This window comes from Paenibacillus sp. MER 180 (genome assembly GCF_023713665.1).
Taxonomy (GTDB): domain Bacteria; phylum Bacillota; class Bacilli; order Paenibacillales; family Paenibacillaceae; genus Paenibacillus_B; species Paenibacillus_B suaedae.
Genome location: NZ_JAMAVT010000015.1, coordinates 128,415 through 154,728 on the forward strand (window position 1 = coordinate 128,415; position 26,314 = coordinate 154,728).

At 47.5% G+C, this 26,314-nt stretch carries 23 protein-coding genes and 5 tRNA genes; 26 read left to right on the plus strand and 2 right to left on the minus strand.

The annotated features are described in order from the left end of the window. Positions 1 to 221: 221 nt before the first annotated feature. The 12 genes from M3661_RS22330 to M3661_RS22385 all read left to right on the plus strand — a co-directional run bounded on the left by M3661_RS22330 (position 222) and on the right by M3661_RS22385 (position 13,394). Positions 222 to 1,064: a MerR family transcriptional regulator gene (locus M3661_RS22330; RefSeq protein WP_251488700.1), complete on the plus strand. Its 843-nt coding sequence runs from the start codon at positions 222 to 224 to the stop codon at positions 1,062 to 1,064. A gap of 96 nt (positions 1,065 to 1,160) precedes the next feature. Beyond that, positions 1,161 to 2,189: an NAD(P)H-dependent amine dehydrogenase family protein gene (locus M3661_RS22335; RefSeq protein WP_251488702.1), complete on the plus strand. Its 1,029-nt coding sequence runs from the start codon at positions 1,161 to 1,163 to the stop codon at positions 2,187 to 2,189. A 195-nt stretch (positions 2,190 to 2,384) separates the two neighbouring features. Continuing rightward, a complete protein-coding gene (locus M3661_RS22340; protein WP_021254307.1) occupies positions 2,385 to 3,245 on the plus strand; it encodes a MurR/RpiR family transcriptional regulator in 861 nt (286 codons plus the stop codon). 195 nt (positions 3,246 to 3,440) lie between these two features. Further along, the gene (murQ, locus tag M3661_RS22345) at positions 3,441 to 4,355 is read left to right on the plus strand and encodes an N-acetylmuramic acid 6-phosphate etherase (RefSeq protein ID WP_251488704.1); all 915 of its coding nucleotides are present in this window, start codon (positions 3,441 to 3,443) and stop codon (positions 4,353 to 4,355) included. Positions 4,356 to 4,389: 34 nt separating this feature from the next. After that, entirely contained in the window at positions 4,390 to 5,817 is a 1,428-nt protein-coding gene (locus tag M3661_RS22350) for an ABC transporter substrate-binding protein (RefSeq protein ID WP_065291381.1), read from the plus strand. A 102-nt stretch (positions 5,818 to 5,919) separates the two neighbouring features. Then, positions 5,920 to 6,822: a carbohydrate ABC transporter permease gene (locus M3661_RS22355; RefSeq protein WP_044353459.1), complete on the plus strand. Its 903-nt coding sequence runs from the start codon at positions 5,920 to 5,922 to the stop codon at positions 6,820 to 6,822. Between the two features lie 20 nt (positions 6,823 to 6,842). Continuing rightward, positions 6,843 to 7,703 carry a carbohydrate ABC transporter permease gene (locus M3661_RS22360; RefSeq protein ID WP_021254303.1) on the plus strand — a complete coding sequence of 287 codons (861 nt, stop codon included), beginning with the start codon at positions 6,843 to 6,845 and terminating at the stop codon, positions 7,701 to 7,703. A gap of 70 nt (positions 7,704 to 7,773) precedes the next feature. Next, positions 7,774 to 8,742: a GNAT family N-acetyltransferase gene (locus M3661_RS22365; protein ID WP_251488706.1), complete on the plus strand. Its 969-nt coding sequence runs from the start codon at positions 7,774 to 7,776 to the stop codon at positions 8,740 to 8,742. Positions 8,743 to 8,744: 2 nt separating this feature from the next. After that, positions 8,745 to 9,449, plus strand: coding sequence for a PIG-L deacetylase family protein (locus tag M3661_RS22370; protein ID WP_251488707.1), 705 nt, complete (start codon positions 8,745 to 8,747; stop codon positions 9,447 to 9,449). Positions 9,450 to 9,486: 37 nt separating this feature from the next. Then, the gene (locus tag M3661_RS22375; RefSeq protein WP_251488710.1) at positions 9,487 to 10,629 is read left to right on the plus strand and encodes an exo-beta-N-acetylmuramidase NamZ family protein; all 1,143 of its coding nucleotides are present in this window, start codon (positions 9,487 to 9,489) and stop codon (positions 10,627 to 10,629) included. Between the two features lie 41 nt (positions 10,630 to 10,670). Next, complete coding sequence (locus tag M3661_RS22380; RefSeq protein ID WP_251488713.1) at positions 10,671 to 11,591, plus strand: N-acetylglucosamine kinase; 921 nt, start codon at positions 10,671 to 10,673, stop codon at positions 11,589 to 11,591. Positions 11,592 to 11,915: 324 nt separating this feature from the next. Continuing rightward, positions 11,916 to 13,394, plus strand: coding sequence for a serine hydrolase (locus M3661_RS22385; protein ID WP_251488715.1), 1,479 nt, complete (start codon positions 11,916 to 11,918; stop codon positions 13,392 to 13,394). Between the two features lie 65 nt (positions 13,395 to 13,459). On the opposite strand, the gene M3661_RS22390 is transcribed toward M3661_RS22385, so the two are convergent. Beyond that, positions 13,460 to 14,146 (minus strand): M50 family metallopeptidase, encoded by a 687-nt coding sequence (locus M3661_RS22390; RefSeq protein WP_251488719.1) that lies wholly within the window; start codon positions 14,144 to 14,146, stop codon positions 13,460 to 13,462. A 230-nt stretch (positions 14,147 to 14,376) separates the two neighbouring features. On the opposite strand from M3661_RS22390, the gene M3661_RS22395 reads away from it, so the two are divergent. From M3661_RS22395 to M3661_RS22415, 5 genes are all read left to right on the plus strand, one after another. Further along, positions 14,377 to 15,549 carry a LolA family protein gene (locus M3661_RS22395; protein WP_251488721.1) on the plus strand — a complete coding sequence of 391 codons (1,173 nt, stop codon included), beginning with the start codon at positions 14,377 to 14,379 and terminating at the stop codon, positions 15,547 to 15,549. Positions 15,550 to 15,737: 188 nt separating this feature from the next. Further along, complete coding sequence (alr, locus tag M3661_RS22400) at positions 15,738 to 16,976, plus strand: alanine racemase (RefSeq protein ID WP_311279612.1); 1,239 nt, start codon at positions 15,738 to 15,740, stop codon at positions 16,974 to 16,976. 262 nt (positions 16,977 to 17,238) lie between these two features. Next, positions 17,239 to 17,520 (plus strand): CopG family ribbon-helix-helix protein, encoded by a 282-nt coding sequence (locus M3661_RS22405; protein ID WP_019422582.1) that lies wholly within the window; start codon positions 17,239 to 17,241, stop codon positions 17,518 to 17,520. Between the two features lie 3 nt (positions 17,521 to 17,523). Then, positions 17,524 to 17,874, plus strand: a complete 351-nt coding sequence (locus M3661_RS22410) for a type II toxin-antitoxin system PemK/MazF family toxin (protein ID WP_019422581.1) — start codon at positions 17,524 to 17,526, stop codon at positions 17,872 to 17,874. A gap of 325 nt (positions 17,875 to 18,199) precedes the next feature. Next, positions 18,200 to 20,368, plus strand: coding sequence for a Tex family protein (locus M3661_RS22415; RefSeq protein WP_251488751.1), 2,169 nt, complete (start codon positions 18,200 to 18,202; stop codon positions 20,366 to 20,368). Positions 20,369 to 20,609: 241 nt separating this feature from the next. On the opposite strand, the gene cmpA is transcribed toward M3661_RS22415, so the two are convergent. Then, positions 20,610 to 20,729, minus strand: a complete 120-nt coding sequence (cmpA, locus tag M3661_RS22420; RefSeq protein WP_021254410.1) for a cortex morphogenetic protein CmpA — start codon at positions 20,727 to 20,729, stop codon at positions 20,610 to 20,612. 278 nt (positions 20,730 to 21,007) lie between these two features. Between cmpA and M3661_RS22425 the strand changes: the two genes are divergently transcribed. The 9 genes from M3661_RS22425 (at position 21,008) to M3661_RS22465 (ending at position 26,122) form a co-directional block, all read left to right on the plus strand. Continuing rightward, positions 21,008 to 21,487 (plus strand): SprT family protein, encoded by a 480-nt coding sequence (locus M3661_RS22425; protein ID WP_251488724.1) that lies wholly within the window; start codon positions 21,008 to 21,010, stop codon positions 21,485 to 21,487. A 93-nt stretch (positions 21,488 to 21,580) separates the two neighbouring features. Continuing rightward, on the plus strand, positions 21,581 to 22,396 hold the full coding sequence (locus tag M3661_RS22430; RefSeq protein WP_251488726.1) for a uroporphyrinogen-III synthase: 816 nt from the start codon (positions 21,581 to 21,583) through the stop codon (positions 22,394 to 22,396). Between the two features lie 85 nt (positions 22,397 to 22,481). Next, positions 22,482 to 22,557, plus strand: a tRNA-Asn gene (locus M3661_RS22435). Between the two features lie 5 nt (positions 22,558 to 22,562). Then, positions 22,563 to 22,651 (plus strand) — tRNA-Ser (locus M3661_RS22440). Between the two features lie 280 nt (positions 22,652 to 22,931). Continuing rightward, positions 22,932 to 24,365, plus strand: a complete 1,434-nt coding sequence (gene mgtE / locus M3661_RS22445) for a magnesium transporter (RefSeq protein ID WP_251488728.1) — start codon at positions 22,932 to 22,934, stop codon at positions 24,363 to 24,365. Between the two features lie 197 nt (positions 24,366 to 24,562). Beyond that, positions 24,563 to 24,637, plus strand: a tRNA-Glu gene (locus tag M3661_RS22450). Between the two features lie 50 nt (positions 24,638 to 24,687). Continuing rightward, positions 24,688 to 24,763 (plus strand) — tRNA-Lys (locus M3661_RS22455). 49 nt (positions 24,764 to 24,812) lie between these two features. Next, positions 24,813 to 24,898: transfer RNA gene (locus M3661_RS22460), tRNA-Leu, on the plus strand. A 441-nt stretch (positions 24,899 to 25,339) separates the two neighbouring features. Continuing rightward, on the plus strand, positions 25,340 to 26,122 hold the full coding sequence (locus M3661_RS22465; protein WP_251488730.1) for a BclA C-terminal domain-containing protein: 783 nt from the start codon (positions 25,340 to 25,342) through the stop codon (positions 26,120 to 26,122). Positions 26,123 to 26,314: the final 192 nt, after the last annotated feature.

A 26,314-nucleotide genomic window follows, 5' to 3' on the forward strand; every position in this document is an offset into this window, starting at 1 on the left:
GATGAAATAAGAAATTACACCGCAAATTTTACACTGGATAAAAACAAAGCATGGAAGCTCGGGCAAATTGATTAAGGTGTGGGCATGAGGAGGATAAAGAAACGGAATGTCTTACGCTAACAACCAATGCTGTAACGGTAGAGATCGTAGAAGGACAATCGACATGATGAAGCGAAAAGGAAGAGATACGTTTAATAGCTTACTAGTTGAGGTGCACCGTCATGACGAAACTATCTATCGGCCGTATGGCCGAGCTGAATCATACCTCTGTACAAACACTTCGCTATTATGACAAGCTCGGTCTCTTGAAGCCTGAGTTTATTGAAGAAAGCACAGGTTATCGGTATTATGCAATCAAGCAGTGCGCAAGATTGGACATGATCAACTATATGAAGTATCTGGGAATGTCCTTGGATAGCATCAAGGCATGGCTCGATCATGAAGAGGTCGAATCGATTCCTGCAATGCTGCGGAAGCAGGCGGCGCTAATTGAGCAGAAAATGAATGAACTGGAGCAGATGAGGAGAGCAGTTAACGTAAGCATCAACAATTATGAAACGTATATCCAAGCGCCAAAAGACGGACATATTGTGCTGGAGCACATTCCTGCACGCAAAATCCTTTGCTATGACAGCGGCATCAATATCTATGAGAACACGTTGGAATCCTATGAGTATATATTGCGAGAGCTGCGAACACAGGCAATTGTGAATCACCTGCCGATGGCATACTTCTGCAATGTCGGTTCAATGATACGCAAGGGCAGGTTGAAGCGAGGTGAGTTCGTATCCACGGAAATATTTCTGTTTGTCGAAGATGACTTTGCTATGCAAGAGGGGGTTGAATGGATTCCCGAGCACGACTATTTGTGCATCTATTGCAGCAGTTTCTTCGATGAGCAGGAGTGCGCTAATAAGCTGCTCGCCTACGTTCGCGAGCTTGGATACGACATCATAGGCGATTACATTTGCGAAGTCGTAGTTGAACTGCCAGTATTTCATCATGAGGAGCGCAACATGTTCATGAAATTGCAGATTCCCGTACAAAAGGGATTGACTCTATAGTTGCTATAGAGTTTATGATGAGGACATAGGAGCTCCAAGTATTTCAGATACATTAGATTGTGAAATTAATAACAATCCATTAAGGAGGCTGTCCACATGCGAGAAAAAATCAGAGTGATTCAATATGGCTGCGGGAAAATGGGGATTTACTTTTTGAGATATTTGTATGAAAAAGGGGCCGAAATCGTTGGTGCAATCGATCTGAATCCGAACGTCGTCGGCAAGGACGTTGGCGAAGTAGCGGAACTCGGCGTGAAGCTGAACGTGCCGGTTCGCTCGGATGCAGAGGAAGTTTTCAAAGAGTGTAACGTGCAGGTGTGCATTATTGCGACGACGAGCTTGCTAAGAGATACGTATGCTGCATTCGAACTTGCTGCGCGTTATGGGGTGAACGCCATCAGTACATGCGAAGAGGCCTTCTATCCATGGACGACTTCTCCGGCGCTGACGAACCGGTTGGATCGGCTGGCGAAGGACAACAACTGCACGTTGACGGGATCCGGGTATCAGGATGTATTCTGGGGCAGCTTGATCACGACATTGGCAGGGGCAACGCATCAGATTACGAGAATCGAAGGCATGTCCAGCTACAACGTGGAAGAGTACGGCATTGCACTGGCAGAGGTTCATGGTGCGGGATTGACGCTTGCGGAATTTGAAGAGAAGATTGCAAGCAACAATGACTTGCCTTCCTTCATGCGCAATGCCAATGAGTGGCTGTGCTCGCAGTTCGGCTGGACGATCAAGTCGATGGATCAGCAGTTGATTCCGATGACGCATGACAAAGATCTGTACTCGACGACGCTCGGCAGAACGATTCCGGCCGGCGACGCGACGGGTATGTCCGCGGTTGTCACTACGGTAACCCATCAAGGATCGGTCATCGTGACAGAATGCATCGGCAAGGTATATGCGGAGGACGAAGTGGATCATAATGACTGGATTATCAAGGGGGAGCCGAAGACAGAGGTTAAGATCTCGTGCCCGGCTACCGTAGAGCTTACCTGTGCAACGGTGGTCAATCGTATTCCGGATCTGCTGCAGTCACCTGCGGGCTTTTACACGACGGAGAAAATGCCTCCGGCACAATATCGCACCTATCCGCTCCATTATTACGTGAAATAATATAGATCGTGACAAGGCAATGGCTGTAAAGCTGCTGCCTTTTTTTGCAACTATTCCCTGTATAATTTTTGGAAATTTTACAATTGTGCGATGAAAGTCATTGCATTCCGACAAGATGCAAGCTAGAATAAAATATAATACCAAAATGATGGTTTTATTTCGAAATAAAATTTCTTGGCGAGTAGGGATAGACATATGTCGATACATGATAATATTTTAATCAAAATCCGTGATATGAAGGATAGTCTCACGCCAGTAGAACGCATCGTTGCTGAGTACGTGCTCGCAAACTTGGAAGAGATTCCGCACTTGTCGATCAAGAACTTGGCGCAGCTGACGAAGACCAGCGACGCATCCGTGCTTCGCTTCTGCAAGACGATGGGCTATTCAGGCTACCGCAGCTTTATCGTCAGCATCTCCGCATCAATCGGATCGATGGATGACGAGCAGAAGGATCAGTATACAGACATTCAACCAGGGGATGATTTAGATACGATCATCTCTAATATTTCACGCAACAATAGCAAATCCATCGAGGATACGCTCTGCGTCATTGACCGGAAAGAAATCGGCCGTGCCGTGCAGGTGCTGCGCGAGAGCAATCGGGTTGTGTTCTTCGGTATTGGTGCGTCAGGGCTCGTTGCGATTGATGGGGAGCAGAAGTTCTCGCGCATCAACAAAATGTGCCATGCATATACGGACGGGCATAGTCAGTTAACGGCGGCTACACTGCTCGATAAGGGCGATGTGGCGATTTTTGTCTCGAATTCAGGTGACACGATTGATATTCTGGATTCGTTGGAAATCGCCAAGAAAAATGGCGCCTGTATTATTGCGATAACGAAGTATACAAAAAGCGAGCTGGCGGATAATGCCGATATCGTGCTGAGCATATCCACGCCCGAGGTTACGATTCGCAGCGGTGCGATGGGCTCTCGTATCGCTATGCTGACGGTAATCGATATTCTTTTTGCAGGAGTCGCGAGTGCGGAATATAAGAATGTGAAGAAGTATTTGACGAAAACACATAATATTTTGGCTAGCAAGCATCGTTGATACGAAGAACAGATCAACATGGCAGACATCGGCAGAGCACGTGAGCCGGTGTCTTTTTTTGTTGAAAAACAAAAATAAAACACCAATAATTTATTTTATAATAAAATTTTATTTCAAAAACTGTTGACCATGATGACATTTAGGTCTAAGATGGATATATAAGCAAGTTATACAAAACAGGATAGGAGGATGGCTATGGATGAGTATCTGGCGGGTCTAACGACAGAAGAAATCAATCCAGAGACATTAGTGATAGACGAGTGCACAACCGATCAGATGCTGCGCCTCATGAATGAGCAAGATTCGAAAGTTCCGCAAGCGGTTGCAGCAGAGATTCCGCAAATTGCAAAAGCGGTCGACACCCTGCACCATGCGCTCAAAAATGGCGGTAGAATGTTCTATGTCGGGGCTGGATCTTCCGGCAGACTCGGCGTCCTCGACGCTTCAGAATGTCCACCCACTTTCGGAACTGACCCTTCGCTAGTGCAAGGACATATCGCTGGGGGAGACACTGCACTGAGATGGGCCGTTGAAGGCTGCGAGGATGATGCAGAGGAGGGGATGGCATTAATCGAGAGATGCGGCGTGACGGACAAGGATGCGGTTGTTGGCATTACAGCGAGCGGAAGCGCACAATTCGTAATCGGTGCCTTGAGAAAGGCGCGGGAAATTGGAGCGGCAACGATCGGCGTAGTGAATAACAAGCAATCCAAAATAGAGAGCGTCTGCGATGTATGCATCTCACCTGTTGTAGGACCGGAAGTCATTATGGGATCGACAAGATTGAAAGCGGGTACAGCCCAGAAGTTGGTACTGAATATGCTGACAACTTGCACGATGGTTAAACTTGGGAAGACCTATAATAACTTGATGGTTGACTTGAAAGCGAGTAATATCAAGTTGCGCGACCGTTCAGTTCGGATTATCCAGGCGGTTACAGGCGTTGATGCGAAGACTGCGACTAGCTATTTAGAAAGCGCTTCCATGAACTGCAAGCTAGCCATCATGATGATCAAGACAGGACTTGACGCAGCTGAAGCGGAGCGGGCATTAGAGCAAAGTGAAGGTAGTTTGAAAAAAGCAATTGGCACGTTTACAAAAGCGGTATAGAAATCATTCGATATCCTTGAGGGGGGCTTTATCAATGAGAAAAAAAATGCGTGTATTGGCGTCCATCTGTGCTTTTACCTTGGCAATTTCCTTGCTGTCGGCTTGCGGAAGTTCCAATGATGCAAAATCCGGAGAACAGGCGAACGGAGGCAAAGGTGGAAAAGATACAATTACAGCTTTGTTGCCACCAGTATCCGGTAAGTTCCAAGATAACTTCAAGCAAATGGAGAAGGAATTTAGCGAGTTGTACCCTGACTTGACGCTGAAGATTGAGCCAGCAAGCTGGGAAGATGTGACGCAGAAGCTTGATACACAAGTTAACGCGGGCAGCCCGCCAGATATTGCATTCATCCCGTCTGCAGGGATTCCAAAGTATATCCAGCAAGGCATGCTAATGGATATGACAGGTGTAGCAACGCCCGAAATGATTGCAGACTATGACAAAATTCCGCTTGAATACATGAAGAGTGGCAACGGACTTTACGGCTTCCCGGCATACATGGAAGTTCATGCCTTGGGCGGTAACAGAGAGTTCTTGGAGAAGGCAGGAATCGACTGGAAGAAAGTTCAGCAAGACGGCTGGACATTTGACGAATTCCGCGAAGCTGTGAAGAAGGGCGTTGTGAAGGAAGGCGACAAGACGTCCCGCTATGGCTTTGTATTCGCTACGGCAGGTGTAGCTTCCAAGGATTACTTGGGGATTCTGGTTAAAAATGCAGGCATGCCTGCATTCTTCGATAAAGACATGAAATACGCTTACACAAGCAAAAACTTCCTTGAAGTATTGAAGGATATTCGTGTACTCATTGATGACGGCTCGATGCCGAAAGAACTTAGCTCTGTCGACGCAGGTAAGCGCTGGAACATGTTCCTGACAGGGCAAACGATGATTACAGGTAAAGGTCTTGCTACTTTCGAAAACAATTCAAAAGAAAACAACGAAAAAATCGCGAAAAAAGATGGCAGCGAAGTAAAAGGCAGCATTCCGGTCGAATATACGGTGCTTCCGGTTCCAACCTTCTTGGGTCAGGAGCAGAAATCCGCAGTTGCAGTAGATGGTTATGTAACATTCCGTGGAAAGAATGAGCCAACGGCTGAGCATAAAGCGAACGTAGTAAAAGCTGCGTACTTCCTTGCAAGCGGTAAAGTAGCAGCAACAACGAACAATGATCTCTTTGCAGCGCACATTACGGAATCGGCTCGAAAAGAAGCAGAAAAAATGCCAATCGAAAGAGACGAGTTCAATGAAAAGGCTGTAGAAAAATTGCTTAGCCATGCAACTCCTGCACGTCCAGACATCCCAGCAGATCTGGCTGCAAAAGCAATTAAATTGGAAACAGAAGTGATAGTACCTAAGCTGCAAGCATTGATCGCAAATGAAATTACACCAGAGAAAATGTACGATGCTGTGAAAGAGGCAGCCATTGCAGCATTCGGTGAAGACGGCATTGTGAAGGACTAAGAAGAAGTCAGCTTCGGATAGCCGCATGAACCACACATGTACATGGAAGTGCGGCTATCCGAAAATGTTTATGACATTGCGTATTGAAAGGGGTTTCGCATTATGGCCCAATTAGCTAAGCCGTTGAAGAAACGGAAAATTAGAGGAGATTCCGGTTGGGGATATGCGTTTATCGCGGTTGCATTGGTTGTATTCGCAGTCTTTACCGCATATCCGGTAGTAAGTGCCTTTATTATTAGTTTTCAGGATTATAAACCGCTAGGATCTACATGGGTAGGATTCGATAACTATATTTCTTCCTTTAAAGATCCGCTCTTTTGGAAGTCAATTAAGAATACGGTTGTGTATACGGTACTTACGGTTCCCGTTGCATTGATGATCTCGTTTGCGGTCGCCATTCTCATCTTGCCGCTCAGCAAGAAGCTGCAGACGACGTTCAAGGCTGTTTACTATTTGCCTGCTGTTGCATCAGGCGTTGCCATGTCCGTTGTATGGCTGTGGATCTTCGATCCAATGGAATCCGGGATTATGAACCAGCTATTGGGGCTGTTCGGGATCAGCAATCTGAACTGGCTCGGCTCAAGCGCGACTTCAATGTTCTCCTTGGTTCTGATGTCCTGGCTGGCAAGCCATGGTACAAGCATCATTATTTATTTGGCAGCATTGCTCGGTATTGATGATAGTTATTATGAGGCAGCAGAATTGGATGGCGCTTCTTTCCTGAAGAAGCTGTGGTACATTGTCATTCCTTGCTTGAAGCCAACAACGTTGTTCTTGTTGGTAACGGGTGTTATCGGCTCTTTCCAAGTATTCCAGAACGCTTATCTGATGACAGGCGGCGGCCCAGACAACTCGACAACAATGGTCGGATTGCTCATCTTTGACAACGCATTCAAATACTTTGAATTCGGTAAAGCTGCAGCGCAATCTCTCGTGTTGGCTGGAATTATCGCTATTATATCGTTCGCTCAGTTCAAATTTATGGGTAAAGACGTGGAGTACTAAGGAAAGGGGAGAAGCCAACGATGTCACTTTACAATCCGCATAATGGAAATCCGGCGGCTAAACATACGAGAAACGCTGCCATCATATTCATACTTTTACTATTTGCTTTGGCAACGATCTTCCCTATTTATTTTATGCTTATTTCTTCCTTTGGGGATCCCGTCGAAGCTGGGGCGATGAGCTATTCGCTCTTCCCATCCAAAATATCTTTTGAATCGTATAAATTCTTCTTTGATTACAGTGAATACTCACTGCGCTGGTTATTGAACTCATTATTTGTGGCGGCTGTTGTTACGGTATCAAACGTGTTCTTTGCAAGTATGGCTGGCTATGCCTTCTCTAAAATTAAGTTCAAAGGCAGAACAGCATTGTTTACATTGCTTCTCGTTGCGATGATGATTCCGTATCAGGTAACACAAGTGCCGTTGTACATCTTAATCGTTAACATTTTCCAAATCCAAAATACGTACAGCGCTTTGATTTTACCTGGTCTCGTTACTGTATATAATATCTTCCTTTCGAAGCAGTTCATGAGCAGTATTCCGAATGAGGTACTGGAATGTGCGAAGATTGAAGGTTGTAACCAGTTCCAAGTGTATTTCAAAATCATTTTGCCTTTGTCTAAAACAGTACTCGCGGTAATGGCGATCCTGACGTTTATGGATAGCTGGAATACGTTCTTCTGGCCATTCTTGGTTACCAATACGATGGATATGCAGACGATTCAGGTAGGCCTCAAAAACTTCAGATTTGCCAACACGACTTACTTTGCGCCGATGATGGCAGGGGCTACAATCTCAGCGTTGCCTATGTTTATTCTCTTCTTCAGCTTGCAGAAGTACTTCTTGCAAGGGGTAACCGTAGGTGCGGTGAAAGGCTAATAGTCCTGCAATCTAATCCTGAACCTTCATCGCTGCGATGAAGGTTTAATGTTTAATTGGAGGTCCTGCGATGCTTGTCACATGGGACAACAAATATAGGGAAGACGTTATCGCATTATGGAATGAAGAGGCAGTTCGCGATGGATATAAAGAGCTTACCGTAGAGAGCTTCCATGACATATTTCAATCTAACCCATACTTCGATCCGGAGAACACATTCGTGTTACTTGATGATGATGGCGGTGTTCAGGGCTTCGCTTGCGGCTGTACGGGAGATGATCTGCCGCTAGGTCATGATGCTGGGTATATTACGTGCATCGTCTTGTCTCACAATTACCGTACAGACGAGTACTATTCACAGATGCTGGATGCAGTTGAGGGACGTTTCCGTGAGCTTGGGAAGAAGCAGGCAGATATCCTGTTCTTCAATCCAATGATGCTCCCTTGGTATATTCCGAATACACCGCAGCATGAGCATAACAATGCGCCTGGGGTGCCTGTCGGAAGTGAACTCTATCATTACCTGCTGCAGCATGGCTACTTCGAGCGAGCGGTTCAACAAGCGATGTATCTGCAATTGGCTAGCTTCGAAGTTCCGGAGCCGATCACGAACAAAGAATTGGCAGCGGCAGCAGATGGCTACGTGGTAGAGTTGTACGACCTTAATCGTCATCGTGGGATTGAGTCGATGCTTGAGGAACTACACAACCCATTTTGGACCAGGGAGATTAAGCAAGCAGCTGCTGACGGTGTTCCCGTAGTAATTGCAGCCTATCAAGGAGAAGCAGTTGGCTTCGCAGGGCCGGTCATTCGCCAGCAGAGCGGTAGGGGATATTTTGCAGGCATTGGCGTGAGCCCGCAACATGAGGGACATGGACTTGGAACCATTTTGTTTTTCAAGCTTTGCGAAGCATTTCGCAGCATGGGAACAGAATATATGTCGTTGTTCACAGGCAGTACCAACCCTGCGCTTCGCATTTACGAGAAGGCAGGTTTCCAGACAGTCAAATCATTTTCGATCATGAGGAAGGAGTTGTAGGTATGAGCGAGCAGCGTCGAACGATTCTAGCAATTGGTGGACATGTGGGGGATATGGAGCTGACGGCAGGCGGTGTATTGGCAAGCCACGCACTCAAGGGCGACCGTATTGTCACTTTGGCTTTGACAGCAGGAGAACGTGGGGTTCCAGCAGGACAAGATATGGCGGAATATCGCGAGCAGAAGGTGAACGAAGCGAAGGCATTCGCGGAAAAGCTCGGCGGTGAAGCGATCGTATTCGAAATTCCAGACGGTGAACTGAAGGATAATGAAGAAATGCGCTTGAGAGTTTGCGATGTCATTCGTCAGGTGCGTCCGAACATCATTATTACGCATTTCAAGAACAGCATGCACAAGGATCATATGACGACCCATCGCATTGTCAATGATGCACGCTTCTTCGCTGGGCTGGCATCGTTCGAGCGGGAGCTCCCTGCATTCTTCGCTTCTACTCTCTATTATGCGGAAAATTGGGAGGATGCAGTCGACTATAAGCCTTACGTGTACGTGGACTTCTCGCAAGAAGCTTACGATCTGTGGGTGAAGGCAGTGTCCTTGCATTGGTTCGTAACGGGCAGCAAGTCATTCCCGTATCTCGAATACTACAAGCACCTAGCTCGGGTTCGCGGTATTGAGGCACGGAAGCAATATGCGGAAACGTTCATGGTTCCAGCAGAGACGATGTGTATTCGAAAATCAGAATTGTAAAATTGGCAAGTGAACGCGCACTTAGAGGGAGGCACCTATGATCCGCAACGGTATTGATTGCATTGGAGAATATACGGAGCTATTCAAAGGCAAGCGAATTGGACTCATTACGTCGCCGACCGGATTGAACAATCAATTCGAATCGACGATTCAAATTATGCATGACAACTTCAATCTTGTAGCGATGTTCTCACCGGAGCATGGCGTTCGTGGCGATTTAGCTGCCGGTGCACAGGTTGAGACTTACACCGATCCGTTTACAGGCGTTCCTGTATACAGCTTGTATCGCAAGGATTCCAAGCGACTCAGTCAAGAAATGTTGGATGAAGTGGATATGGTTGTATACGACATCCAAGATGTTGGCGCACGCTATTATACGTTTATTTATACGATGCTGTACGCGTTGGAAGATTGCGCGAAGGCAGGCAAGGAATTCGTTGTTCTGGATCGGATTAACCCGCTTGATGGCATGACGGTTGAAGGGAATATCTTAAAACCAGGCTATCAATCCTTTGTCGGCAACTATCCATTAGCGGTACGGTATGGTTTGACCGCAGGCGAGGTCGCTCTGATGGCGAACGAACAAATGGGTTGGAACTGCAAGCTTCATGTCGTACGCTGTGATGGCTGGGAGCGGTCGATGCAGTTCACAGATACAGAGCGTCCTTGGGTTATGCCGTCTCTGGGATTGCCGCGTTATGATTCAGCACTGTTGTACCCCGGGACTTGTGTATTCGAGGGAACGAATATATCGGAAGGAAGAGGAACGACAGCGCCATTCGAAATGATCGGTGCACCGTTCATTGAGGCAGAGAAGCTGGCAAACGAGATGAATCGTCAGAAGCTGCCGGGCATTATATTCCGTCCAGTATACTTCAAGCCATCCTTCTCGAAGTTCGAAGGAGAGCAATGCGGCGGGGTGCAGATCCATGTGCTCGACAATCGCGCGGTGCAGCCGTTTGAAGCGGGAGTTAAATTAATGTTCACTATTAAGCGCAATTATGAGAAGTTCGCTTTCTTGCCGCCAGTGAAGGAGAATTCCAGACCGTTCATCGATTTGCTCTGCGGAGATAAGTTGTATCGTGAGGAATCTCTTAATGTAGAAGCGATGCTGGAGCAATTCCGTGAAGAGAGCAGAGAATTCAGTGCCATGAAGCAGCAGTATCATTTGTATAAATAGAGAACTGCCTTTACAAGGAAGATGAAGGATGTGAGCTTACGTTGACATACGTAGCGGGCTTAGACGGCGGCGGTACGAAGACGGCAGTAAATATAGCGGACGAACATGGAGCAGCCGTGCATACCTTCACATCTGGAGCCATTAATATTAATGGTCAGGATGAAGCGAGTGTGCGCACAAGCTTGCAAGAAATATTTGAGACGATCGCCAGCGTATGCGGCGGGCTGGGCAACTGTGCACAGGTGTGCATTGGTGCAGCCGGAGTCAGCAACCCGACAGTCGTAACACGGCTGGAAGCCATTGTCCGCGATTGCGGCTATGAAGGTGGGCTGATCATTACCGGTGATCAAGAGACAGCCTTGTACGGCGCCCATGATCGTGAATATGGCATCATTCTCATTGCTGGAACGGGATCCATTTGCTATGGGAAAAATGTAGCGGGCCAGTCCCATCGCGCAGGCGGCTACGGCCATCTCATCGATGATGAGGGCAGTGGTTATAGCATTGGGCGTGACTTGTTGTCCATCGTTGTACGGGCACATGACGGACGCATGCCGGCAACGCCGATTACAGATATGGTTATGAAACAGCTGGGGATTGAGTCTATGCAGCAATTGATTCGATTCGTATACGATAAGCAGACGAATAAGAAGGATATTGCATCTCTTGCTCCGATATTATCGCGGGCATGTGAGCTTGGTGATTCTGCGGCTCTGGAGATTGCTCACAAGGCGGCAGGTTCTCTCTGTGAACTTGTTATCCCGGTTGTAGAGAAGTTGTCTCTGCAGTCAGGAACAGTTGCCATGGCAGGAAGCGTACTGCTGAAGAACAGCAATGTGCGGGATGCCTTCACAGCCATGCTCAAGGAACACTATCCCAATATGGACTGCATTACACCGAAGAAAGATGCTGCGCATGGCGCAGTCATCATGGCATTATCTAAGCTTGCAGCCTGCTCCTAGGAGGGTGAGCTTATTAAAAAAAGTACACTAGCATTCGTTACTAGATCGCGGTGACAAGTATCTCTTTCTCCTGAGGAGAGGGTATGAATAACCGCGATTTTTGTATGTTGAAGAAAATTATGAAATGAATACTCAGTTGTTCTAAAAGATCCATTGATTATGTAGTGAGAGAATCATCGTTCGCTATCAATGGGTTATTATGGATAATATTGGCAATGAGTAGTGGGTGCGCATCAACAATAGGTAGTAGAGAAGCTTGTCAGCGCGTCTGGAGGCAAGATGCTAGACGACGCCACATGGATTCAATAGAGGAGTGCCAACTCAATGGTTCATACGACAAAGGATGCTCAGTACGTATTGGAAGGTTTACATACTCTCGTCAAAAAGCAAATGGAAATGTGGAACGTCCCAGGCTTAGCACTCGCCATTGTGAAGGATGGAGAGGTCATTATGGCAGAAGGATTCGGTTATAGGAATGTTGAGCAGAAGCTCCTTGTGACCCCGACTACGCTGTTTGCCATTGGCTCTTGTTCGAAAGCATTTACTGCAATGGTAGCCGCTCAGCTTATAGATGATGAGAAGCTTGAATGGGATACACCTGTGCGCACGTATCTCCCTGACTTTGATATGTACGATTCGATGGCAGCGGAGCGAATTACGATGCGAGACATGTTGTGTCATCGTACCGGTTTGCCGCGGCATGATAATATGTGGTACGGCTCTTTCTTGACTCGCGAGGAGATAATCAAGCGAATCAAATACCTCGAGCCTAATGTCGATTTCAGGTCAACCTGGCAGTATAACAATATTATGTATACGGCTGCTGGATATATAGCAGGGCATGTAGCGGAGTGTACTTGGGAACAGCTTGTTAAAGAGCGAATATTCGATCCGCTGGAAATGAAGGAGAGCGGCTTTTCCGTGAATGAGTTGAAGTTGCATGATAATGCGGGAGTTCCCTACATCGAACAGGAGGGGCAGCTTCGAGAAGTTGAGTATCGCAATTTCGATGCGATTGGACCTGCTGGTTCTATTAATAGTACAGTCATGGACATGAGTAATTGGTTGATTGCTAATCTTGAAAATGGAGCTTTCAAAGGGAAGCGTATTATTTCAGAGAAGAATCTTGTGACCTTACATTCTCCACAAATGTCTTGCCCACCAATGTTGTTCGGAAAGAAGGAGTTTCCATTAAGCTGTTATGGATTGGGTTGGGGATTCGAATCATATCGTGGATACCGCATGCTTCAGCATGGGGGTGGCATCGACGGATTTACTTCGCACATCTCTTTCCTACCCGATGAAAGGATCGGCATTGTTCTGCTGACGAACAGACAAGGTACCATGCTTCCTACATCTTTAGCATTGACTGTCTATGATAGGCTTTTGAATCTTGATCCTATTGAATGGTGCGAACAACTCCGTGAGGATATTCAGAAATGGGAAGCACAACGAAAACAAATGGCAGCCGAAAGCGCTGCATCAAGAGGAGAGGCCGTGTTGGTTTCTTCAACCACACTCCAGAGGTATGAAGGAAGCTACGAGCATCCTGGTTATGGAACCGTTAAGGTTCAAGTTGTGGAGAATGAACTTCAGGCTGTTTTTCATGTCGGTTGTTTTCGAATGAGTCAGACTGGGGAGCATGTATTCACGATACATTCAGAAATATTAGGGGTAACAGCGAATATAAAATTTGCTGCCGACGAGGAAGGAAATATAATTCTGCTAAGTGCTCCGCTTAATACAGAACCCGGTGCAAAAGATATTACATTCAGACGAACAAAAAACTCAGCGGTTACATAAACGAAGGAACTGTCCGACATGGATGATACCCATCATGCTGGACAGCTCCTTTCTTATTGGGAAGTTTACCGATTCCCTCTACGAGGGCCATGAAATAAGATGCCCATTGATATTCTTGCACACCATAGCGACACGGCGGTAAACAGCAGCGCCCACACGATGGATGGTATATAGGTAACATGACTAAGATTGGCAGCATCTCCTGCTCCATTAGGCATTTTCATTGACAAGTAGACAAGGTATGCGGAACTTATGACCGATTCCACGAGACAAATGAACGCAATTAGTAAATAGTAGCCGCTCCGAAGCCACGGAGGTGCGAACTTCCAGATGAGGCCTGTCAGTATGACGAAGCCAGCACACCACATCATGCCGTACCCATTGCGGACAAATAGAATTAAGCTGATGAGCGCTAAGGACGCGATAGCGATCAGTCCAGCGGCTTCTTGCTTGCGAGCATGCAAATAGAACAGCAGTACAGCAAATAACGAAGCGCCGATGTAACCAGCAAGAGAGATCGGAATGGCCTTCCACGTCGACGTATAGGCAGAATAAGTAACGCCGCTCTGATTGCTGAATAAATGAATGTACATCACTTTGCCTGAGAGTACAAGGGTCATAAGGGCATGAGACAGCTCGTGAATTAGCGTGTCCACATTGCGGAAGAAGCTTGAGAACGGGATGAACCGCGTCAAGCAAGCGGTAGCTACAATAAATAGGATAACTTTTGTCCAAGATCGTATGTCAATCACTACTCCCTGAATCTGCAATTGATCCAATGATATTCTTATCTTGATTCCCTCTCATGATATTCGACGCCAATTTGTGTATTCCTTGAACCGGAGGGTGTAAATTTCACAAAGATAACTTGTCACGCTTGTCATGCTAGTCTGCATAATCGTCCAAGTTCCTACATAGACATGTTATCAGTGATGAGGAGTACACCGAATCGAAGAATATTGATGTCAGAGGGGATGATCTCATGCGTCGGATCACATGGGTGTTGGCCATCGTGATGAGCGTAGCAATCCTAGTAGCTGGATGCGGCAAAAAGGATGCGACCGCGGTGGTTCAAGATCTGGACAAGGTAATGAGTAAACTGGAAAGCTATGCAGGCATCGGCACGATGACACTGCACTCGGGTCAGCAGCCGCTTGAATACCGGGTTGAGGTATGGTATCAGAACCCGTCGTACTACCGGATTGAGCTAAAGAATGAGAAGAAGGATATTACGCAAATTGTGCTTCGCAACAAGGAAGGCGTCTTCGTCCTGACACCAAGCTTGAATAAAATCTTCCGCTTCCAGAGTGATTGGCCAGAGAACCAAGGCCAAGTGTACTTGTATCAAACGTTAGTACGCAGCATCCTGTCTGACAACTCTCGCCAGTTCACAGCAGATGGTGAAGACTATGTATTTGAAGTGGCGGCTAATTATCAGACTGACTCTTTGGTTCGTCAGAAAATATGGTTGAACAAGGATAGCTATGCACCAAAGCAAGTACAAGTGAGTGATTCAGATTCCAAGGTCATTGTGGAAATGAAGTTCAATCAATTCGACTTCGGCAAGAAGTTCGAGCAGGATTCCTTCGATATGCAGCGCAATATGACGAGCATGAAGAACGCCGCGCTTCCAAACACGACTGTCGAGGTAAATAAGCTTCCAACAGGCGAAACGAAGGAAACGAATGCTCAAGTTGACAATTCGGAGCATCCAGACAGCACCGAGCCATCATCGGGTACGACAGAAGGAACAGGTTCGGAGACAACAGGCTCTGATGCTGGAGCAAATGATCGCAGCAATGATGAAGCTGAGCTTGGGCCATTTGGAATTATTGAGCCATCCTACTTGCCAGAGGGGGTAGCGAAGAAGGATGAGCCGGCAATTCCAGACAGCAAGGAGCATGCTGTAGTGATTCGATATACAGGAACGTATAACTTCACCCTTATGGAATCCCGTCCGAAGGATATGGAGACAGGGCTGCCGATTGGGGAAGGCTTGAATCTTGGCTTTACGGTCGGACAGTTGTCGGGCGAGGAGCAAAAGGCGCTCACCTGGATGTATGATGGTGTCAAATATCGCATCGTCAGCTCAGATCTCCCGACCGCTGAGATGGTGAAGATTGCACAATCATTAGTCGACCAGCCAGGAAAATAAGATAGAGTATCTAACTTACGCGGTCCGTATTCATGTACATGAAATTCGGGCCGCGTTTATGCGTATCTCAAGAGAGGAAACGGGAGATTCTGTCTAGCTATGTGGTTATTTCCTTAGAAAAGGGTGGTAAACACGGTCTCCGTTGGTTGACAGTCTTCCTGACGGCAAGTAACATAGGATATTGACGATTGAACGGGAGAGACGAGGAGACGGTGAAGGTGGTTGACTTGGATACGTATTTTCGCCCGACGCGCGCAGAGATTTCTTTAGATGCATTGCGCCGGAACTTGCAAGCATTTCGCAGCTCAATGTCAGCTTCGACGAAGCTAAGTGTATGTGTAAAGGCGAATGCATATGGACATGGTGCGATAGAAGTGTCTCGCGCCGCAGAACAATTTGGTGTTGATTATTTGAATGTAGCGTTCTTGGAGGAAGCGATCCAGCTTCGCAAGGCAGGCATCCATACGCCAATATTGATACTTGGATATACGCCGCCAGAAGCAATAGAAGCGGCATTTCGATATGATATAACATTGAATATATTTTCAGAAGAATGTGTGCAGGCGTTAGAGCAGCAGGCTTCTCAATGGTCTGCCAATCACGCCGGTCGCATATTGAAGGTTCATGTCAAGATTGATTCGGGTATGGGACGCCTTGGGATTCGCAGTCCAGAGGATGCGGTGCGTACGATTAACCGGTTAAGATCGATTCAAGGAGTCGAGGTAGAGGGGCTGTTCACTCACTTCGCGACAGCTGATGAGGCGGATAAGTCGTATGCGCAAGTGCAGCGTGATCGTTTCCTAACGGTTGTTGATGTCCTGAAGGAACACGGGATTACGATCCCGATCGTCCATACCAGCAACAGTGCGGCCACGATCGACATGCCGAGTTGGAGCGATCAAATGGTGCGTGTTGGTATCAGTCTGTATGGACTATATCCATCCGCGGAAGTCAATCAGCAGAGCATTGCACTGGAGCCAGTTCTTAGCTTAAAGAGTGCGGTTAGCCACAGCAAGCCGCTTCCTGCAAATGAAGGCGTTAGCTATGGGGTCAATTATCGTACAGGAGATGGTGAATGGATAGCTACGATGCCGGTAGGCTACGCAGACGGCTATTCACGCTTGCTGCAGCGTAAAGCCTCGATGCTCATTCGAGGGCAACGTGTACCGGTAGTAGGGACTATTTGTATGGATCAGTGCATGCTGTCTTTGCTGCCATTAGGCGAGGCTGCCAGCACTATTGGAGCAGGTGAGGAAGTTGTGCTCATTGGCCGTCAAGGCGAGGAATGCATAACGGCAGCCGAGGTAGCAGAATGGTTAGGCACGATACATTATGAGGTCACATGCATGATCTCGAACCGTGTACCGCGCGTATACATCGACAACGGGCAAGTCGTAAAGGTGTCGAATCCGCTCCTACTTGGATAAATAATGCAGGTTGCAGTGCCGCGTACCCAATAATTCGGCATTTGGAACCATTTACCGCGAAACTTTTTGCGGAACTTGAAGGATTTTGGTGTCCCAAGAGCGAATGAAATGGAGAGGCTCAGTGGGGATGTTGTTGAGACGAACTTGTTGATGATGCAACATACTTCGTCTGCATTGGGCATATATATTCTTTTGTATAAATTTTCTACGGAATCGACATAATGGTAACTAGGCAGGAAAGGTTTTGGGGGTGCGAGGACAGGTGGCAAATATTCAGAACACCAAACGGATCATGATCAGCTTGCCCGACCAATTATTACAAGAAGTGGACGGCATCGTCGCTATGGAGAAATCCAATCGGAGTGAATTTATCCGACAAGCGATGAAATTATATTTGAACGAGCGCAAGAAACGGCACATTCGTGAATCGATGCAGCGTGGCTATATGGAAATGGCGAAAATCAATCTCACAATGGCATCGGAGGCTTTTTATGCGGAAGAAGATGCGGATGGCACTCTCGGCCGTTTGGTTAGTGGGGTGTAAACATTGATTGTGAAGCGCGGCGACGTATTTTTTGCGGATTTATCGCCCGTCGTTGGTTCGGAACAGGGAGGGGTTCGACCTGTCCTCGTCATACAGAACGATATTGGCAACCGATTCAGTCCAACGGTGATCGTTGCGGCGATTACAGCCCAGATCCAGAAGGCGAAATTGCCGACCCATGTCGAAATCGATGCGGAAACCCACGGCTTTGATCGTGATTCGGTCATATTGCTGGAACAGATTCGTACGATCGATAAGCAGCGTTTGACGGATAAGATAACGCACTTGGATGAGGAAACGATGCGCAAGGTTGATGAAGGCTTACAAATTAGTGTGGGCTTGATTGACTTCTAGATACGATATTGAGAATAAGAAGAACGGGGATAGCCTCGTTCTTTTTTGCTATGAGCAGAAACAGGGATACAGCTATATCCCTCTGTGAATCGGATCATAACGATTTGTGACCTTTGCGCTGGAAAATAAGGCTCGATTTTGCGAAAATAGAGAGAGCAGAATGATCAGGCATCAATCTAAGAAAACCGTAAATGTCGGACAAGTGCCGGCGACACCTAATATCTCGAATTCTTCGATGAGGGTTCGGGTTGCAGAGAGGATGTAACGAATGGCAGGACAAGAATCCGTTATCTATATGACAGCATTGGAACCCTTGCTAGAACAGATGGCTGCGGAACAGCCAAAACGACTGCGCAAGCAGCTTATAAGCGAATTGTCACTGAATCCGAAGCAGGTAGATGCAACTATCAGCTTATTGGATGAGGGCAATACGATTCCATTTATTGCGCGATATCGTAAGGAAATGACTGGAGAGCTGGATGAGAACCAGTTGCGCGCACTCGAAGAGCGGCTTGCTTATGTACGCGGGCTGGAGGATCGCAAGCGTGAGGTGCTTCGTCTGATTGCGGAGCAGGGCAAGCTGACAGCGGATCTGCAGCAAGCAGTTGTAGAAGCTTCGAAGCTGCAAGAGGTAGAGGATTTGTACCGTCCTTATCGCCAGAAGCGGAAGACGCGGGCAAGCGTGGCGAAGGAACGGGGGCTTGAGCCGCTGGCGAACTGGATCCTGACGTTCCCGAAGCAAGGCAGCGCGTTAGCGGAAGCCGCTTCATACGTGAATGAAGAAGCGGGCGTTGCAACCGCTGAGGATGCGGTGCAGGGTGCGCTTGATATTATAGCGGAGATGGTGGGCGACGAGCCTGCTATACGAGCCTGGGTTCGTAAGTTTACATTTGATCAGGGCATAATTCGTACCGAAGCGAAGGACAAAGAGCAGGAATCGGTATATGAGATGTACTATGCGTACACGGAACCGGTTCGCAGGCTGCCTTCTCACCGGATATTGGCGATTAACCGCGGTGAGCGTGAAGACATTCTGAAAGTTGCGTTAGATGTGCCTGTAGAACAGGTACATGCTTATATGGAGCGGAAAGTGATCCAACGCGACTCTGTCGTCACTTCCTTGCTGAAGGCGACGATTGAAGATGCCTACAAGCGATTAATTGCACCGTCAATTGAGCGGGATGTACGCAATGAGCTAACTGACAAGGCTGAGGAGCAAGCAATCCAAGTATTTGCACAGAACTTGCGAAGTCTTCTATTACAGCCGCCAGTAAAGGGGAAGACCGTATTAGGTGTCGACCCCGCTTTCCGGACAGGCTGCAAGCTGTGCGTGGTCGATGATACAGGCAAGCTGCTGGAAGTAGCAGTAACGTATCCAACAGCCCCTCACCATAAGGTGGCAGAGGCTGAGCAGACGTTCAGCAGACTCGCAGACAAGTATGGGGTTGAGTTGGTCGTAATCGGCAACGGAACCGCTTCTCGCGAGACCGAGCAATTTGTTGCAGATTGGTTGAAGTCCCGTCCAGGCGGTGGAGCTGGCATCCAATATGTAATCGTCAATGAGGCTGGCGCTAGTGTCTATTCGGCTTCTAAGATAGCCCAAGAGGAGTTTCCTTCTCTGGATGTTGCAGAGCGCAGTGCAGTATCGATTGCTCGTCGGATGCAGGATCCATTAGCGGAGTTGGTTAAAATTGAACCTAAGGCTATTGGAGTTGGTCAGTATCAGCATGATGTGGCTCCTAAGCGGCTGGAGGAGAGCTTGGGCGCCGTTGTGGAATCGGCAGTTAACCATGTTGGTGTAGATTTGAACACGGCTTCTCCGTCCTTGTTGTCTTATGTATCAGGCATCAATGCAACCTTGGCTAAGAACATCGTGAAGTACAGGGAAGAGAACGGGAAATTTACGGTTCGTAAGCAGCTGCAGAAGGTGCCGCGTCTGGGGCCGAAGGCATTTGAGCAATGTGTAGGATTTCTCCGTATTCCAGATGGAGATCTTCCTCTTGATAAGACGCCGATTCACCCAGAGTCGTATGGAGTTGTTGATCGGCTGTTCGCGCTCATGGGACTTCGTACGGAGGATATTGGGACAGCTGCGTTAACACAGGCACTGAGCGGGGCGAATCTAAATGAGCTGGCTGATAAGTTAGAGGTAGGTACACCTACACTGAAGGATATTATCGACAGCTTGCTGCGTCCGGGTCGCGACCCGCGCGAGGAGTTGGCGCCGCCTATTTTCCGTACAGATGTCCTCCAAATCGAGGACTTGAAACCTGGTATGGAGCTGAAGGGAACGGTTCGCAACGTTATTGACTTCGGTGCATTCGTTGATATCGGCATTAAGAATGACGGCCTCGTGCATATTTCTCAACTTAGCGACCGTTTTGTGAAGCATCCGCTTGATGTTGTCTCTGTCGGTGATAATGTAACGGTATGGGTACTGCAAGTGGATATGAAGAAGGGCCGGGTCGGTCTTACCATGAAGGCTCCGAAGTAAAGAGGGATAAAGCGATAGAACGAAAGCATTAAAACCATATATGTAATACATGCAATCGTAAAATATGAAACATGACGGTAGCATATTGCAGCATGACGAAAGTCCCCCGATGAGGAAGTCGGACGGTCTCACACCTTGTTATGAGACGCCGTTCGTTCAATCGGGGGTTTTTTGCCTATATGCGATGATGATCTAAGGCCTGACTTTCTGCTTGTGCATGTTGCGCAGCGTACGGAGCCATTTACGTATGCGCACGCGGCTTCGAACGGTAAAAAAACCAACACTCATTTAATAGCTTAATTTGACGGCGATCCTTCTTATTGAAGGCGCGCATTAGCTGATTGCATAACCATTGCGGCATGAGTATCCCTCCTTCGGCGGGGACGAGAGAATCGTCGTTGTAACGCTATCATATGGGCGTTGGCCGCATTTGGTGCAGGTCCGCAATCGTCTCTGCAGGTATCTTTGCAAGCATTTCTGCAAGTATCTCTGCCTGTATCTCAAAGGAATTTATGCTTCATTCTTGTTGTTGTAGGGAACAACCTTTCCCGCTACAATGTAGGCATACCCCGAAAGCAACTTATCTCGAACAGGATTAGAAATAGCAGACTGAGACGAAGAGGCGAAAGGGGGATAAAGATGTCAGATGAACAGCTGCAAGCATGGATCGAACAGGTTTCGCTCCGTGATTTCGGGAAGCCTTTTCGGCATAAGGCACGTTATAATTCGCGGCTGAAGTCAACAGGAGGACGCTACTTGCTGCGCTCGCATGATATTGAAATCAATCCGAAGCAGCTGGAGCAGAATGGTCTGGAAGAAGTCGAACGTATTATTAAGCATGAGCTCTGTCATTACCATCTGCACTTGGAAGGGAAAGGGTACAAGCATCGGGATGCAGATTTCAGACAGCTGCTGCAAGCAGTTGGAGGTTCTAGATATTGCAAATCGCTGCCGGATGTTGCCCGCACCCGTCAAATGCCTTATCGATACCGCTTGGTATGTGTACAGTGCGGACAAGCTTATATGCGCAAACGCAAGGTGGATGTTCGTAAGTATGTATGTGGTCGTTGTCACGGAAAGTTGAAGATGCTGCTAATGACCGAGCAGTTGGAGAAATAATGAACTGCCGTACGTACAGCGATAATGTTCATCATACAGCTTTACTCGTATTCGTAGTGAACCAATTAAACAATAGCTGAGGGAGGTCTTGTCATGCCGAAATGTGAGGGAAAGGTTATTGCAATTACAGGTCCACGCAAAGCTGAGGAGATGTCATTGCTTGTTGCGAAGCAGGGAGGAATACCGCTTGTAAGGCCAACTCAAGGGACGATGTTCGAGCATTTTGACCATCTGGCTGCGGAAGTGGACAAGGTAATAGACAAACCTGTGCAGTTGGCTGTCTGGACGACAGGAATAGGGCTTGAGAAGCTGCTGGAGGCGGCGCGTGAAGCGGGGAGAGAAGAGGCACTGCTAGTGAAGCTGAAGCAGATACGGCATGCAGCACGAGGCTACAAAACCGTTAATGCATTGAAGCGGCTTGGCATCGTCCCGGATATTCGAGATGATGACGGCTCGACGCTTGGTCTGGTAAGGGCTATGGCATCTTATGATGCTGAACAATGGCGCGGCTCATTAGTTGCGCTGCAATTGCACGGAGACCCAGCCCCAACCCTGAACGCATTTCTCGCTGATGCAGGTGCGCAATCTATAGAGCTGATGCCTTACCGGCATACTCCGCCCGATGAGGCCGTACTGGAGCAGTTCACTTCAGAGCTGTTGTCGGGACAGATAGATGCAGTTGCTGTAACGGCTGCTCCACAGCTTCGGTTCCTATTTGCCTATGCGAAGGAAAGAGGGATGGCGGATAAGCTGCTCCAGATCTTCCAAGAGCGAACACTGCTTGCGGCGGTGGGCAAAGTTACAGCTGCAGCGGCGATAGATGAAGGGATAAAGCGGATGTTAGTTCCAGATGAGGAGCGAATGGGGGCGTTAATCGTTGCCTTGTCACGCTGGTTTGAAGCGAACTGATTGACTGCTTGTCTGATATTTTTACATTTATTTTTTGAAATGTGTTGACACTATATCGGATTCATGATAAATTAGTACTTGTCATTCCCTGATAGCTCAGTTGGTAGAGCACTCGACTGTTAATCGAGTTGTCACAGGTTCGAGTCCTGTTCGGGGAGCCATTTATGGAGAGGTACCCAAGAGGCCGAAGGGGGCGCTTTGCTAAAGCGTTAGGGTGTAACAGCCGCGAGGGTTCGAATCCCTCTCTCTCCGCCACAATGGTACAGACAAGATCCCGCAAGGGATTTTTTTGTTATTCTATACATATTGCATCATCGCCGAAATGGATAAAGCAAGGGTAACTGTGAGAGATCGCGGTTATTCCTTGCTTTTTTTCATACACTATAGAGGCATTCAATGTGAACAGATGATGGTCATTCTGTTTCGCAAATTGTTCAGTGCGTTTAATGAGTGTAATGGTGGATTTCATAATATCGGCTTGAAGTAGCAGCGGAGTACACCATATACGGATTGTTATCCGTGGGGGGTGAGCGTAATGGGAAGTAAACGTGATAAACAGAAGCAAGCATGGAACGAGAAAAAGACAACGAAAGCAGACTCGAACAAGGATAAGGACACGGTATCGTACGATACTGATGAGATCATAGATGAGGCAGAACTCATTTTGCAGGGTTCTGTTGATGAAGTGAAGTATGCGCTCCGCTATTGGCATCCTTATGATTTAGCAGTCGTATATCGGCATGTGAATTTGTCGCAGCGCTCTCGGCTGCTTGAGGTGCTGGAAGTAGGTCAGCTTACGGAGATGATCCGTGAGTTGAATCCGGATCTTCAATTGGAGTCTTTCCAGATGCTTGGCCGCAATCGTGCGGCAGAAGTATTGAACCGGATGGACAATGACGACTTGGCTGACATGATGGCAGCGGTTAGCGTGGAAGAGAAGGAGTTCTTGCTTTCGCTCATGGAGCGGGAGGAGAGCGACACAGTACGCCGCCTGATGACTTATGAACCGGAGACCGCGGGCGGATTGATGACGAACCGTTATGTCTGGTTCTATGAGCGTTACACCGTGCGGGAAGCGGTTGAGAAGGTGAAGGCGTTCGCTGAGATGACGAAGAACGTCCACTATCTGTATGTAGTCAATGAACAGAAGCGGCTGGTCGGTACGTTGACATATCGTGAATTGGTGCTGGCTCCGGAGACAGATACCATCCAATCGCTTATGAATGAGAAGGTCATTTCCGTTACCGTCGATACGGATCAAGAGGAAGTGGCACGACTATTTGAACAATACGATTTCTTGTCCATGCCTGTTGTTGATCCAGATGACAAGCTTCTAGGGATCGTAACCGTTGATGATGTCATTGACGTCTTGCGGGAAGAAGCGCATGAGGACATCAATAAGTTGTCGGCAACGGACAAGACGATTGACTTTCGAACGAACCCTTTCACAGCAGCCCGCAGACGTTTGCCATGGTTGATTATGCTTCTGTTCCTTGGGCTTGTGTCGGGAAGCATTATTAGTAGGTTTGAGGGGACGCTGCAGCAGGTTGTTGCGCTGACCTTCTTCATGCCCATGATTGCAGGGATGACAGGAAACACAGGCACGCAGTCACTTGCTGTGGTAATACGAGGACTTGCGTCAGAGCATTTAGACAAGGGAACAGTTACGAGGCTCCTGTGGCGAGAATTGTTCGTAGGTCTGATCATCGGTACGGTGTGCGGCACCGCGGTTGCCCTTGTAGCGGGGATATGGCAGGGAAGCTTAGCGCTGGGGCTCGTAGTGGGCTGCTCTCTATTCCTGACGGTTATCATCGGTACAATGGCGGGTACAGCAATTCCTATCTTGCTGTATAAGCTTAACGCCGACCCAGCTGTAGCATCAGGGCCACTTATTACAACATTGAATGATATCTTCTCGCTGACGGTTTACTTCGGTACAGCCACCTTGTTCCTTTCGTATTTAATTTGAGGCTTCGGGCATATTATAAGAGCAATTAAACATGCCAAAATTGGTGCAGAGAATAGCTGTCGGACAAGGAAAAAACGGTTCATAAATATGGTGAAAAAGTTTTTTTAAAAAAAGGCTTGTCAACGGTCGTATCGTTTGATATACTCTTAATTGTCGCCGAGAGGTGATGAGAAAAAAGTAAGAAACGACAACGATATGGCCCGTTGGTCAAGGGGTTAAGACACCTCCCTTTCACGGAGGTAACAGGGGTTCGAATCCCCTACGGGTCACCACTTCAATCCTTGTTGGAGTGACATGGCGAACAGCAATGTTCTTGCACCATGAGCCATTAGCTCAGTTGGTAGAGCACCTGACTTTTAATCAGGGTGTCGAAGGTTCGAGTCCTTCATGGCTCACCAGTTTTATTCCTCGGTTGAGATGTCAATAGACATCCTTCCCAAAATACGTGCGGTAGTGGTGGAATGGCAGACACGCTATCTTGAGGGGGTAGTGGGCGTACGCCCGTGGAGGTTCGAGTCCTCTCTACCGCACCAAATTAACTAATGACAACTCCTTGCGCAGCAAGGAGTTTTTTAGTGTTTTTAATCATGTTCGGCTGACGTTTCATTACATGCGATTATTTTTTGGTTTATGGACGAGAGCCATGATAAATGCCCAAAACTACTAGATGTGTATATAAGCGAAATAAATCTGTTTACCATAAGAGTCGTTGAGAAAATAGAATCTCGCGGCTCTTATTTATGTTATGGTGAACGCTGATCGATCGGACTATTGAAAATGCCAAGGTTGATAGTAAGTTAACTGAAGTGATGGGGAAGGACATACTACAAGTAATGAGAGTGTAAATCTAATTGTTTTGGATATAAGCCAAGTCATATTGAGAGAGACTTCAATACTATGGAATATGTACGAACTAATAGAGTAACTCTCTTGAGAGATGGTAAGCTGATGGCGGTTCGAAAAGGAGTTTGTTTATGGACAATCATTATCGATTTCTAAACGGTCATCCATTTTCATCATGGCTTGCAAAGGCATCTGGAATCATCGTGCCCGTGTTACCTAAGGGGGAAACAGGGGCTACTGGAGCAACTGGTTCAACCGGATCAACAGGTCAGAGCGGCGCCACAGGAAGAACAGGCCCTACCGGAGCCATAGGGGGAACGGGAACTACGGGTTCAACAGGTGCAACGGGTGTAACGGGAGCTACTGGAACGACAGGTATAACCGGATCGACTGGAATAGGTTCGACTGGGGTGACTGGCGCAACGGGATCGACAGGTGTAACGGGTTCTACGGGGATTACTGGATCTACCGGAGCCACCGGGGCAATGGGAGCAACAGGGACGAGCACTACCGCGACATCCTCGTATGCTGCCAATACTACCGGAGCATCGATCGCGGTCGTCTTGTTAGGTACACTCGTTCCGCTCCCAAGCGCCCAGAACATTGGATCTGGAATAAGCGTGAATGGCTCGAACGATACTTTTACCGTATCTACTGCGGGAAGATATTACATCTCGTATCAGCTCCACTTAACCGCGGGCTTGTTGCTGGGATCTAGACTGCTTATCAACGGAGTAGCAAATGTAGCCTCTACGATAACACCTGTTCTTACGGTATCCACCTTTAACAATGACGTCATTCTAACATTGGCTGCGAACACAACAATATCGCTCCAATTGTTCGGACTCCTAGGAACAGCTACGCTTATTAACAATGCTGCTGGTGCGGCTCTAACCATCATTCACTTAGGCTAGAAATACAACTAGAAATGGAGCGGTAATCGGTATGCAATCTGACTACAAAAAGAGCCGTTGAGGACTGAAGTGCTCCCTGTCAAGTGGACAGTTTAAAAAACAAAAATGGTTAGTTTAGATACCTCAGCTCATATGAATAGAGCTGAGGTATCTTTATTATGAAGCTCGTCGGTACTCGTTAGGTGAAAAGCC

Excerpts from the sequence above, each read along its gene's own strand:
- M3661_RS22330 (WP_251488700.1), top strand. The coding sequence starts at position 222 with ATGACGAAACTATCTATCGGCCGTATGGCCGAGCTGAATCATACCTCT.
- M3661_RS22335 (WP_251488702.1), top strand. The coding sequence starts at position 1,161 with ATGCGAGAAAAAATCAGAGTGATTCAATATGGCTGCGGGAAAATGGGG.
- M3661_RS22340 (WP_021254307.1), top strand. The coding sequence starts at position 2,385 with ATGTCGATACATGATAATATTTTAATCAAAATCCGTGATATGAAGGAT.
- murQ (WP_251488704.1), top strand. The coding sequence starts at position 3,441 with ATGGATGAGTATCTGGCGGGTCTAACGACAGAAGAAATCAATCCAGAG.
- M3661_RS22350 (WP_065291381.1), top strand. The coding sequence starts at position 4,390 with ATGAGAAAAAAAATGCGTGTATTGGCGTCCATCTGTGCTTTTACCTTG.
- M3661_RS22355 (WP_044353459.1), top strand. The coding sequence starts at position 5,920 with ATGGCCCAATTAGCTAAGCCGTTGAAGAAACGGAAAATTAGAGGAGAT.
- M3661_RS22360 (WP_021254303.1), top strand. The coding sequence starts at position 6,843 with ATGTCACTTTACAATCCGCATAATGGAAATCCGGCGGCTAAACATACG.
- M3661_RS22365 (WP_251488706.1), top strand. The coding sequence starts at position 7,774 with ATGCTTGTCACATGGGACAACAAATATAGGGAAGACGTTATCGCATTA.
- M3661_RS22370 (WP_251488707.1), top strand. The coding sequence starts at position 8,745 with ATGAGCGAGCAGCGTCGAACGATTCTAGCAATTGGTGGACATGTGGGG.
- M3661_RS22375 (WP_251488710.1), top strand. The coding sequence starts at position 9,487 with ATGATCCGCAACGGTATTGATTGCATTGGAGAATATACGGAGCTATTC.
- M3661_RS22385 (WP_251488715.1), top strand. The coding sequence starts at position 11,916 with ATGGTTCATACGACAAAGGATGCTCAGTACGTATTGGAAGGTTTACAT.
- M3661_RS22395 (WP_251488721.1), top strand. The coding sequence starts at position 14,377 with ATGCGTCGGATCACATGGGTGTTGGCCATCGTGATGAGCGTAGCAATC.
- M3661_RS22415 (WP_251488751.1), top strand. The coding sequence starts at position 18,200 with ATGGCTGCGGAACAGCCAAAACGACTGCGCAAGCAGCTTATAAGCGAA.
- cmpA (WP_021254410.1), bottom strand. The coding sequence starts at position 20,729 with ATGCCGCAATGGTTATGCAATCAGCTAATGCGCGCCTTCAATAAGAAG.
- M3661_RS22425 (WP_251488724.1), top strand. The coding sequence starts at position 21,008 with ATGTCAGATGAACAGCTGCAAGCATGGATCGAACAGGTTTCGCTCCGT.
- M3661_RS22430 (WP_251488726.1), top strand. The coding sequence starts at position 21,581 with ATGCCGAAATGTGAGGGAAAGGTTATTGCAATTACAGGTCCACGCAAA.
- mgtE (WP_251488728.1), top strand. The coding sequence starts at position 22,932 with ATGGGAAGTAAACGTGATAAACAGAAGCAAGCATGGAACGAGAAAAAG.
- M3661_RS22465 (WP_251488730.1), top strand. The coding sequence starts at position 25,340 with ATGGACAATCATTATCGATTTCTAAACGGTCATCCATTTTCATCATGG.